The following is an 11,030-nucleotide window of genomic DNA, read 5'->3' as shown; positions in this document are numbered from 1 at the left end:
GATCGAGCCAAAATTAAACACCTTCCGGACAATCCCATTGTAGTGGGACCACTGTCCGGAACCTTCGGGGCGCTTCACTGCTGAAGAAGCCTTCTGGGAAGTTCGCGAAGGCGCTGCGTGAGGAAGACAGGATCTGCAGCGACTGGAAGCCCAAGGTGCCCGTCCGCCTCTACTACAACCCCCGCGATGAGCAGGCGGCCCCAGAGAACAGCGTCTCGTGTCACGCCGGGCTGAAGTCCACCCTGCGCAAGCTGCCCGCCACGACCTACGAAGGCTCCCACCACTTGGGTTCGAACCTCACGGGCACGGCCAAGACGGTCCGCTGGTTCGCCTCCTTCTGAGCGCGTCAGCGGTCGGAATCCCCCTGCCGGAGGGTGAAGAGCGAGAGCAGGGGGAAGAAGCGGACGCGGCGCCTAAGGCGGCCGCGGGCGCGGGCCACGAGTTCCGGTAGGGGCGGTTCGGGTTCGTTCGCGACCCGGGGGTGGGCGAGGATCGTCGGCTGGGGGCGGCCCCGGAGGGTGACGGCCTGGCCTGCCTCCCAACGGAAGGCCTCCAGGGGGTCGCAGTCCTCCAGGGCGTCGGCGGAGGCGAGGACGCGCAGTGGGGTGGCGGTCTTCGCGAGGTCGCTCAGACGGGCCGCCTCGTTCACGGGGTCGCCGATGACGGTGTACTCGAAACGCTGCTCGGCGCCGATGTATCCGGCGACGACCGTGCCGACGGAGACGCCGATCCCGGCGGTCACCTCGGGGACTTCCAGCGGCAGGCGGGTGGCCATTTCCCGTCCGGCGGTGAGGGCGTGGCCGCCGGCCTGCTCCAGGGGGGTCGGGGCGCCGAAGATGGCGAGCGCGGCGTCGCCTTCGAACTTGTTGATCCAGCCGCCGTTGCGGTTCACGCAGTCGACGACGACGCCGAAGAAGAGGTTGAGGAGGGCGACGACCTCGTCCGGGGGGCGCTCGGCCGCCATCTTGGTGGACCCGGCCAGGTCGACGAAGAGGACGGCGACCTCCTTGATCTCGCCTCCGAGCGCGATGTCGGAGTTGAGGGCCAGCTCCGCGACGTCGCTGCCGACGTGCCGGGAGAACAGATCCTGGAGGCGTTCGTGTGCGCGCAGCCCCGTGACCATGTTGTTGAACCCGGCCTGCAGCTGTCCGAGCTCGCTCGCGTCGTAGACGGTGAGGCTCGTTTCCAGATCGCCTTTCGCGACGCGCGCCATGCCATCACGCACGTTCCTGATCGGGTCTCCGACGGCGCGCGAGGCCTCGAACGTCACCAGGAAGCTGACGGTCAATGCCACGACACCCAGGACGAGGCTGGAGAAGGCGACTTCGAAGCGGTCGAAGTCGGGGTCCACGAGGGCGACGACCGCGATGACGACCAGACCGAGCAGAGGAACCGCTGTTCCGAGCGCCCAGGCGAGCATCGCACGGCTCGTCACCCGCGACATCAGGTGTTCACGCGGCGGCTGCGTGGCCAGGACGAGCGCTGTCGCGGGACGCAGCAGGCGTTCAGCCAGCAGATACACCAGTGCCAGCGTGGTGATGGCACCCAGCAGGGAGGTCATCGCCACCTTGAGCGCCATCAGGGGGTGGAAGGTGGCGTTGACGCCGGTCCACACCAGGACGCCGACGCCCCAGAGGACGGCCTGGATGAGGGTGAGCCGCGCGGGGCCGAGGAGGACGGCGTGGCGTTGTTCCTGGTCGGGTGTGCCCTGTTCCCGGACGAGCCGCCGGACGGGGTCGAAGAGCTTGAGCCCCCACCACATCACCAGCGGTGCGGCGACCACCGGATAGGAGAGGAAGGAGATCAGGTTGATCATGTTGATGTCCGGGCGGACCTCTTCCGGGTTGGGAAGCACCACCAGTACGAACAGCAGCACGACGATGCCGCCGACACCATTGGCGATGACGACGACGGTGGCCAGCAACCAGCGCACCCGTAGTTCCAGGCTGTTCTTGGGTCCGCCGGGGAGGGCGGCGAGCCTGGCTCCGAATGCGTCGAGGCCGTGTGTCACCTGTTCGCGGTCCACCCGTCACCTCCGTCGCGCGTCACTCTACGCACCCCCTGATAACGGCGAAAGTCATGAGATGTACAGAGAGTGCGCCCTAGAAGGCGTCGCCTGTTATGACGCACAGCACAAGAGCCGCGTTCTTACGTATGACTACTTAAAAGTAATATGCGGTGACCACAGACCGGAGGACCCCATGACCGCTTCGCCCGCGACCACCCCGCCCCCCGACGCCGCGGTCCCCCCGCAGGGGATGGGGGGCATCTCCCCGGAGGACCTGCTGCAGTCCGGCGGTTACAACGGCTGCTTCGGCTGCGGTGAGGGACATGAGTCCGGGTTGCGTTTCCAGCGGACGAGCGCCGACGGCGAGGCCGTGTACGGGCACTTCACCGTCACCGAGCAGCACCAGGGCTCGCCCGGCCTGGCGCACGGCGGCCTCCTCGCGACGGCCATGGACGAGGTCCTCGGCACCGCCGCCTGGAGCCTGGGCCGGATGGCGGTCACCGGCCGGCTGGAGACCGACTACCGCATCCCCGTCCCGGTCGGCAGCGTCGTGCACCTCAAGGCCTGGTGCACCGGCGTGGACGGACGCAAGATCTACCTCCAGGGCGAGGGCCGGATCGGCTCCCCGGACGGCCCGGTCGCGATCCAGGCGGCCGCGCTGTTCCTCGAGGTCTCCCGCGAGCACTTCCTCGGGGAGCGCTGAGCGGGGCCCGCCGGGACGCTAACGTGCAGACATGCGGCTCACCGGAATCATCGCCCCAGACCGCCCTCTTCTGGTCGTGGCCGCCGAAGAGGAAGCGGTCCACCTGAACCACGGCTTTCCCCTCCTACTCACCGGTATGGGGAAGGTCAACGCGGCATTGGCGGTGGCGCGGGTCCTGGCGTCCCACCGCCCCTCCGAGATCATCAACCTGGGCACGGCCGGCGCCCTCAAGCACGGCATCAAGGGCACCCACGAGATCGCCCGCGTGGTCCAGCACGATCTGGACGGCGCGGCGATCGAGGCGCTCACCGGCCGCCCCGTCGGCCTTCCCCTGGACCTGCGGTCCGAGGGACTGACGCTCGCCACCGGCGACGCCTTCGTCTCCTCCGAGAAGGTGCGCGCGCGTCTGGCGCTCCAAGCGGACCTCGTGGACATGGAGGGCTACGCGGTGGCGTCCGCCGCCCACGCCGCGGGAGTCCCCGTACGGCTCGTCAAGCACGTCAGCGACACCGCGGACGAGGAGGCGGCGCTGACGTGGAAGGAGTCGGTGGAGACCTGCGCCCGCGACCTGGCGGCTTGGGTCATCACCCACCTGTGACGCGTTGACGTCCCGCTCCGCAGGGGCGACGGAGCGGGACGGCGGATTCGTACGGCCCCTGCGCGTCGGTCCGGCCGCGACGCGATGGGGTCGACGGGGTCGACGGGTTCACGTGCCGACGGACTCGAGTTCCTTGGGGACGGAGCGCAGCGAGTACAGCGCCGCTACGGCCGCGACCACGGAAAGGAACGCGCTGCACAGGAGTGCGGCGTGCATGGCGTCGACGTAGGCGAGGCGCCCGGCTTCCAGTACGCGTTCCGCGACGTCGGCCGGAAGCGTGGAGGCCGCCTCGTACGCGCCGGGCAGAGAGTCCTCGGCCAGCGCGGAGGCCGTGTCGGAGAGTCCTTCCGGAGTGTCGATACCGGACCGGTAGACGGCGTTGACGACGGAGCCGAGCAGTGCCATCCCGAGCGCACCGCCGAGTTCGGTGGCGGTTTCCGAGACAGCAGAAGCGGCGCCTGCACGTTCTTTCGGCACCGAAGCGAGGATCGTGTCGGACGTGACGGCCATGGTGATACCCATGCCGAGACCGTTGAGGACGAGGAACGGCAGCAGAGCCCAGTACTCCAGGTCCGCTCCGAAGCCGGTGAACGCGGCGAAGACGCAGGCGCTCAACAGCAGCCCGGCGGCGATGGTCTTCGCCCGGCCCACCGCAGAGATCAGAGGCGGAGCGAGTGCGGCCCCGCCAGCCATCGCGCCGAGAGCGCCGGGCAGTCCGGCGAGTCCCGCCTCCCACGGGCTCCAGCCGAGGACGAGCTGCCAGAACTGGGCGAAGACCAGCGACTGGGCGACCAACGCGAACATCGCGAAGAGGTTGACTCCGATCGAGCCGGAGAAGGCGGGGATCCGGAACAGCCGAACGTCGATCAGCGGATCGGCGATCCGGGCCTGCCTGCGGACGAACAGGACGAGCACCGCCACCGCGCCGAGTCCCGTGGCCATCGGTACGAGGGAGAGCCCGCCGGTCGCGGCCTCCTTCACGGAGTAGACGACGCCCACGAGGCCGGTCACGGACATCAGCACGCTCAGCGGGTCGAGTCCGCCGGGCCGGGGGTCGCGCGACTCCCGCAGCACCACCAGGCCGGCTCCCACCACGAGGGCCATCAGAGGCACATTGACCAGGAAGACCGCGCCCCACCAGAAGTGGTCGAGCAGCGCCCCGCCGAGCAGCGGCCCGAGCCCCACGCCGAGTCCGCCGACGCCCGCGAAGACCCCGACGGCCGTCGTCCGCTCCGCGGAGTCGGTGAAGGCGTTGCGGACGAGTGCCAGCGCCGACGGCATGATCGTCGCTCCCGCGATCCCGAGCAGCACCCGTCCCGCGATCAGCGCCTCGGTGGTGTGCGCGTAGGCGGTCAGCACGGACGCGACCGCGAACGCGGCGGCGCCCGCCAGCAGCAGCCTCCTGCGCCCGATCCGGTCGCCGACCCACCCCATGGTGATCAGCAGCCCGGCGAGCGCGAACCCGTACCCGTCCGCGATCCACAGAATCTCCGCGGCCGACGGTGCCAGCTCCCGCGTCAGCAGCGGTATCGCCAGATGCAGTGCCGTCAGATCCACCGACAACACCAGCATCGCCGTACAGGCGACGGCCAGCGTCCCCCACTTGCTCGCCTCAGCGCTCATGACCCCGCTCCCAGCAGTCGTTCTCGTCCGGGAGAGCGTCGCCTTCGCCGCTGACGACGCGCTGACCATCGACTGACCGTCCCCGCAGAACGAAAACCGCCCGAACCCGCGAAAGCGGAGGCCGCCGCCCCTGAAGGCGGCCTCCGCTTCCACCGCCGCCAAAGGAGGCCACCCGAACGGCGAGCGGTCCCCGGATGGCGGGCGGTTCCTGGATGGCGGGCGACCCCCGAACGGCGGGTGGTCCCCGGACGGCGGGGCGGTTATCCCGGACGGCGGGGGTCTTTCGAATGGCAGACGGTTCCCCGTACGGAGGAGCGGTGTCTCTGGAGGGTGGACGGTCCGCCGGACGGTGGGTGGGCGGCGTCCTTGGACGGGGGTGGCCGCCCGGACGGCGGGCGGCCACCGGATGGCGGGTGGCTTGACGAAGGGAGGGCGGCTTTCTGGAGGGGGTCAGGCGACGGGTTCGAGTGGGCGGGACGGTTCCTTCTGCGGCTCCTCGGCGGGGAAGCGGTGGGACCAGTGGCGGAGTGCGCTGATCAGGCCCAGGGCGGCGACGGCGGTAATGAGGAGCAGGGCGGGGCGGAAGCTCTCGGGCATCTGGCCTCGGGTGACGGGGGAGTCGGAGACGATGGCCGTGGCGACGGCCAGCACCACGGCGCCGCCGATCTGGAAGGACGTCTGCACCAGGCCCGAGGCCAGGCCCTGCTCGTGGTCGGCCACTCCTGCGGTCGCCTGGGAGTTCAGCGAGCTGAAGGCCAGGGCGAAGCCGGCGCCCAGCAGCAGGGCGGTGGGCAGGATGACGGTGGCGAAGCGGGGTTCGGCGTCCGCCCGCAGGAAGAGGGCGTAGGCGGTGATGAAGGACGCCATGCCCAGGGCGATGAGGCGGGCCGGCCCGTAGTGGGTGATCAGCCTGCCCATCGCCGGGCCGGAGAAGGCGACGATCAGGCCGGCGGGCAGCAGGGCCAGCGCCATCTCCAGCGGCGACCAGCCGAGGACGTTCTGCAGGTACAGGGCGACCAGGAACTGGAAGGCGACATAGGAGCCGAAGACCGCCATGGCCGACAGGTTGGCGGCGACCAGCAGCTTGTTGCGGAAGATGCTCAGCCGCACCAGCGGGTGCGCCACCCGCTGCTCGACGGCGACGAAGGCGGCGGCCAGCAGGGCGACGAGGGCGAAGGAGCCCAGGGTGCGCGCGGAGGTCCAGCCCGCCTCGGGGGCGCTGACCACGGTGAACACCAGCAGGAGGAGCGCGCCGGTCGAGGTCGCCGCGCCGAGCAGGTCGTAGCCGCCTTCGTCGCGCTCGGAGCTGTGCGGGATGAAGTAGTAGCCGGCGACGAGGGCGGCCAGCGCCAGGGGCGCGGGCAGCAGGAACACCACTCGCCAGTCGAACTCCGACAGCAGGCCGCCGAGGATCAGGCCGGAGGAGAAGCCGCTGGCGCCGAAGACGGTGTAGATGCCCAGTGCCCTGTTGCGCACGGGCCCTTCCGGGAAGGTCGTGGTCAGGATCGAGAGGCCCGCGGGCGCGGTGAACGCGGCCGCCACGCCCTTGATGAAGCGGGTGGCGATGAGCAGGGTCCCGTTGTCGGTGAAGACGCTGAGCAACGAGGCCACGGCGAACACCGCGAGCGCCACGAGCAGCACCCGGCGCCGGCCCAGCAGGTCGGCGGTGCGGCCGCCGAGCAGCAGCAGTCCGCCGTAGCCCAGGACGTAGCCGCTGACGATCCACTGCAGCGCCGCGGTGGACAGGCCGAGGTCGGCCTGGATGGCGGGGAGGGCGACGCCGACCATCGAGACGTCGAGGCCGTCGAGGAACAGGACCGTGCACAGGACGAGGAGGGCGCCCCAGAGGCGGGGCGACCACCTGGTGCCGGCGGATGCGGGATCGGAGGCGTCGTTCACGCTGCCGTGAGGGATCATGGGGCAGAAGTTACATGCACACGCATCGGATGCGCAAACATTAAATGCACTCGCATATGATTCTGCTGCATGCTATCCTCGGCGCGTGAGCGAAGTCCGCGAGCAGGTGGAGGAGTGGCGCGAGCTGGCCCGCCAGGTCGCGGCGCTGTCCTGTCGCCTGGACAAGGCTCTGCACGGGCACGGTCTGGGCATGAGCGAGTTCGAGGTCCTGGACCGCCTCGCCGACCACAGGGCCGAGCGGGGTGACGAGGAGGACAGGGGCCTGCGCATGCAGCAGCTCAGCGAAGAGGTGCACCTCACGCAGAGCGCGCTCTCCCGTGCCGTCGCCCGCCTGGAGAAGGAGGGCCTGGTCCAGCGCTCCATGTGCTCCCAGGACCGCCGCGGCGTCTTCGTCGCCCTCACCGGCGAGGGCGAGCGCCGCTGGGAAGAGGCCTGCCCCTCCCACCGCGCGGTCATCAGCGAGGCCTTCGGCCGCTGAGCCGGCGAGGCGAGGACGGGTTTCCCTCGGGTGCCGGTCTCGCGCCGTCGAAGACGCTCCGGCGGGGAGCGGCGGGTTTGGTCGCCTAGCTGGTGAAATGGGGTATATGTCCACCTGTGCCGGCGATTTTCGGTGACGCGGAGCGGCGGCGTACTTCATTCCAGCCATATCTGATTTCTCATAGTCTTTGGGCATGACAGATTGGCTGGTCGAACTGATGGAAAAGCTCGGGGCACCGGGCGCGGGACTGGCGATCGCGTTGGAGAACCTCTTCCCGCCTCTCCCGAGCGAGGTCATCCTGCCGCTGGCGGGCTTCACGGCCTCCCAGGGCGAGATGAACCTGGTGGCCGTGCTGGTGTGCACGACGCTGGGTTCGGTCCTGGGCGCGTTGGCGTTGTACTGGGTGGGCGCGCTGCTCGGTCGTGAGCGCACGCTGGCCCTGGCCGCCAAGCTTCCGCTGGTGAAGCTCGACGACATCACCAAGACCGAGGCGTGGTTCCTCAAGCACGGCCGTAAGACGGTGTTCTTCGGCCGGATGATCCCGATCTTCCGCAGCATGATCTCCATCCCGGCCGGGGTGGAGCGCATGCCGCTGGGCATCTTCACGCTGCTGACCACGACCGGCAGCCTCATCTGGAACACGATCTTCGTCATGGCCGGCTACACCCTGGGCGAGAACTGGGAGCTGGTCGAGAAGTACGTCGGCATGAGCTCCAAGGTGGTGCTCGTCATAGTGCTGCTGGCCGTGCTGGTCTTCGTGGGCGTCCGGCTGAACGAGAAGCGCAAGGGCGTGAAGGACGACGACCAGCCCGCCCAGGGCCGGGGCGGCCCGGGCCATCCGGGCCAGCCGCACCCGGGTCAGACCCGCCGGGACCAGCCCTATCAGGGTCAGCCTCACCCGGGCCAGGGCGGCCAGCCCCACCAGGGCCAGCCCTACCAAGGCCAGCAGCACCCGGGTCAGCAGTACCAGGGCCAGCCGCACCAAGGCCAGCAGCACCCGGGTCAGCAGTACCAGGGCCAGCCGCACCAAGGCCAGCCGCACCCGGGTCAGACCCGCCGGGACCAGCCCTACCAGGGCCAGCCCCACCAGGGTCAGCCCTATCGCGGGCGGCACTCCCAGGGCCAGCCCCACCAGGGCCAGCCGTCCCCGGGCCAGCCGTCCCCGGGCCAGGGCGGTCAGCCGCACCCCGGCCAGCCCTACCAGGGCTACCCGGGCCAGGGCCGCCCGAGCCCCCAGGGATGGAACGCCCCCGAAGCCAAGTAGCGCGGCCACCGGGGAACGGTGACCGTCGACGTACGACGCCGTCCGGCCTTCATGGACGGCGGAAGCCATCTGTCAGGAGCTGGACGGCCGCTTCCCGGCGACCGGCCGTCCCGCGCCACCTCGGTTCCTGAGCCCTACGGGGCGTCCAGGACCTTCACCAGCGCGCGCAGCCCTTCGAGCACCTCGGTCGCGGTGGGCGCGTTCTCGGGGTCGCTGAGGCACTGGATCATCACGCCCGACATCAGCGCCGACTGAACCATTCCGAGCGTGCGCGCGGAGCGTTCGGAGACCTCCTCCTCCGGTACGCCCTCCAGGATTCCGGAGTTCCCCCGCCGCCCGTGGGCGATGCCTCCCGCCAGGGCGTCGCGTAGTTCGGGCCGCCGCTGCGCCTGCATGAACAGCTCCACGGAGGCCAGCCACAGGTCCGGCTGCGCGCGGAACTGCTCGATGAGGTTCTCCCACATCCGCGTGTAGCCCTCGGCCGCGGATCCGTTCTCCTCGGTGACGAGCGCGCGTCCCGTGCCGGAGCCGCCCTCGTCGAGGAGGGCGAAGAGCGCCTGGTTGAGCAGCGCCTCCCGTGACCCGTAGTGGTAGCCGATGGCGGCCATGCTGACGCCCGCCGCGGTGGCGATGTCACGGACGCTGGTGCGGTCGTATCCCTTCTCGCGCAGGCATTTCTTGGCGCCGGCGAGCAGATCTTCACGGTTGCCCATGCGCCGCAGCATACCGCCGGATTAGAACGAACGCCTAGAGCATTCGCCTAAGGCGATCGTCTTGCGCGATCGCCCAAATCTCTGTACCGTCCTCGGCATGCGGATCATCAAGAGCGTTTCTCTGGCGACGGCGGCCCTGGTCGCGGCGGGTCTCGGCTGGGTCGGGACGACTTCCACCACGGCGGAGGCGGTGAGTACGAAGCACGGTGAAGTGGTCGGCACGTCCCTGGGCGACGTGCGCGGCACCGTGAAGAACGGCGTGCGCAGCTTCCAGGGCATCCCGTACGCCGCTCCGCCGGTGGACGAGCTGCGTTGGAAGTCTCCGCAGCCCGCCGAACCCTGGCAGGGAGTGCGCGAGGCGACCTCCCCGGGAGCGGCCTGCGCGCAGCCGGTGGGCTACCCGATCGGCGTGCCGAGTGAGAACGAGGACTGCCTCTACCTGAACGTCACCGCGCCCGCCGGAGCCAAGGGCGACCTCCCGGTGATCGTGTGGATCCACGGCGGCAGCCTGATGTACGGCACGGGCGACATGTACAGGCCCGACCGGATGGCCGCCGCCGGAGCGGTCGTGGTCTCGATGAACTACCGGCTGGGCATCATGGGCTTCCTGACCGACCCCTCCCTGAAGGGAGCGGACGGCCTCGGCCTGGAGGACCAGCAGGCCGCGCTCCGCTGGGTCCGCGCCAACGCCGCGGCGTTCGGCGGCGACGCCCGGAACGTGACGGTCATGGGCGAGTCCGGCGGCGGGTTCGCCGTGTGCGGACACCTCGCCTCACCCGGCTCGGCGGGCCTGTTCGACCGCGCCATCGTGCAGAGTGCCCCCTGCACCGCGGGGAGTTCGCGCACCAGGAAAGAGGCGAAGGCCGACAGCGCACGCGTCATCAAGGCGTTGGAGTGCGAGAAGGACACCGCGAAGTGCCTGCGTGACAAGTCCGCGGCCGAGCTGATGGAGGCGTACGGGGCGTACGCCGACCCCCTGCCGGTGAGCGGCACCCGCCTGCTGCCGGTGGCACCCGAGAAGGCGCTGCATACCGGAAGGCTCAACAAGGTCCCGGTGCTCATCGGGGTCAACCACGGTGAAGAGCGCGGGATGGTCCTCGGCGAGGAGCTGGCGACCGGGAAGCCCATGCAACCCGAGGCGTACGAGCCGACCATCCGTGAGCTGTTCGGCGCCAAGGCCGACGCCGTGCTGAAGCGCTACCCGCTGAGCGCGTACCCGTCGCCGGGAGAGGCACTGGCGGCGGCCAAGACGGACTCGGTGTGGTCGGCGCCCACGCTGGACACCGCCCGCCTGCTGTCGAAGTGGACGCCCACCCGGATGTACGAGTTCGCCGAGCCCGAGACCCTCTGGTACAAGGGCTACCCCGAGCCCAGCTTCGAACCGGGCGCCAACCACATGGTGGAACTGGCCTACCTGTTCGACATGGAGCTGTTCGAGGACCGGACGCCCGAGCAGGACCGGCTGGCCGACCGGATGATCGAGGCCTGGGTGCGGTTCGCCGCCACGGGTGAGACGGACTGGCCGTCCTTCCGCGACGGGCAGTACGTGCAGTCTCTGACCTCCGGGACGTGGAAGCGCACGGAGTTCGCGAAGGACCACCAGTACCGCTTCTGGACCACTCAGGGCGAGTGAGTACTCGTCCGGCCACCGTAAGGGCGTTCACTCAGCGGACTGTTCAGGGCGTGCGCGGATAGTGCGCCGTCAGGCAGGCGTCACTCGGTGGGT

The 11,030-nt window shown here is 70.0% G+C and carries 9 protein-coding genes and 1 pseudogene; 6 read left to right on the top strand and 4 right to left on the bottom strand.

Annotation, left to right across the window (positions count from 1 at the left end):
* The first annotated feature begins 155 nt into the window (after positions 1 to 155).
* Complete coding sequence (locus tag ABD140_RS17985) at positions 156 to 341, top strand: hypothetical protein (RefSeq protein ID WP_344242009.1); 186 nt, start codon at positions 156 to 158, stop codon at positions 339 to 341.
* Positions 342 to 346: 5 nt separating this feature from the next.
* Here the strand turns inward: ABD140_RS17985 and ABD140_RS17980 are convergent, their stop codons facing one another.
* Entirely contained in the window at positions 347 to 2,026 is a 1,680-nt protein-coding gene (locus tag ABD140_RS17980; RefSeq protein ID WP_344242008.1) for an adenylate/guanylate cyclase domain-containing protein, read from the bottom strand.
* Positions 2,027 to 2,201: 175 nt separating this feature from the next.
* On the opposite strand from ABD140_RS17980, the gene ABD140_RS17975 reads away from it, so the two are divergent.
* Both ABD140_RS17975 and ABD140_RS17970 read left to right on the top strand, forming a co-directional pair.
* The gene (locus tag ABD140_RS17975) at positions 2,202 to 2,711 is read left to right on the top strand and encodes a PaaI family thioesterase (protein ID WP_344242007.1); all 510 of its coding nucleotides are present in this window, start codon (positions 2,202 to 2,204) and stop codon (positions 2,709 to 2,711) included.
* A gap of 31 nt (positions 2,712 to 2,742) precedes the next feature.
* Complete coding sequence (locus ABD140_RS17970) at positions 2,743 to 3,309, top strand: nucleosidase (RefSeq protein WP_344242006.1); 567 nt, start codon at positions 2,743 to 2,745, stop codon at positions 3,307 to 3,309.
* 108 nt (positions 3,310 to 3,417) lie between these two features.
* On the opposite strand, the gene ABD140_RS17965 is transcribed toward ABD140_RS17970, so the two are convergent.
* A complete protein-coding gene (locus tag ABD140_RS17965; protein WP_344242005.1) occupies positions 3,418 to 4,932 on the bottom strand; it encodes an MFS transporter in 1,515 nt (504 codons plus the stop codon).
* A 450-nt stretch (positions 4,933 to 5,382) separates the two neighbouring features.
* Positions 5,383 to 6,849, bottom strand: a complete 1,467-nt coding sequence (locus ABD140_RS17960) for an MFS transporter (RefSeq protein ID WP_344242004.1) — start codon at positions 6,847 to 6,849, stop codon at positions 5,383 to 5,385.
* 85 nt (positions 6,850 to 6,934) lie between these two features.
* Between ABD140_RS17960 and ABD140_RS17955 the strand changes: the two genes are divergently transcribed.
* Together ABD140_RS17955 and ABD140_RS40145 are read left to right on the top strand one after the other, a co-directional pair.
* Positions 6,935 to 7,327, top strand: coding sequence for a MarR family winged helix-turn-helix transcriptional regulator (locus ABD140_RS17955; RefSeq protein WP_344242003.1), 393 nt, complete (start codon positions 6,935 to 6,937; stop codon positions 7,325 to 7,327).
* 193 nt (positions 7,328 to 7,520) lie between these two features.
* Positions 7,521 to 8,117 (top strand): annotated as a pseudogene (locus tag ABD140_RS40145) (DedA family protein); the annotation flags it as partial.
* Positions 8,118 to 8,725: 608 nt separating this feature from the next.
* Here ABD140_RS40145 and ABD140_RS17945 read toward each other — a convergent pair.
* On the bottom strand, positions 8,726 to 9,304 hold the full coding sequence (locus ABD140_RS17945) for a TetR/AcrR family transcriptional regulator (protein ID WP_344242001.1): 579 nt from the start codon (positions 9,302 to 9,304) through the stop codon (positions 8,726 to 8,728).
* Between the two features lie 97 nt (positions 9,305 to 9,401).
* On the opposite strand from ABD140_RS17945, the gene ABD140_RS17940 reads away from it, so the two are divergent.
* Positions 9,402 to 10,937, top strand: a complete 1,536-nt coding sequence (locus ABD140_RS17940; RefSeq protein WP_344242000.1) for a carboxylesterase/lipase family protein — start codon at positions 9,402 to 9,404, stop codon at positions 10,935 to 10,937.
* The last annotated feature ends 93 nt before the right edge of the window (positions 10,938 to 11,030 follow it).

This window comes from Actinocorallia libanotica, from assembly GCF_039525175.1.
GTDB classification, from domain to species: domain Bacteria; phylum Actinomycetota; class Actinomycetes; order Streptosporangiales; family Streptosporangiaceae; genus Actinocorallia; species Actinocorallia libanotica.
This window is presented reverse-complemented; position numbering and strand designations above follow the sequence as displayed.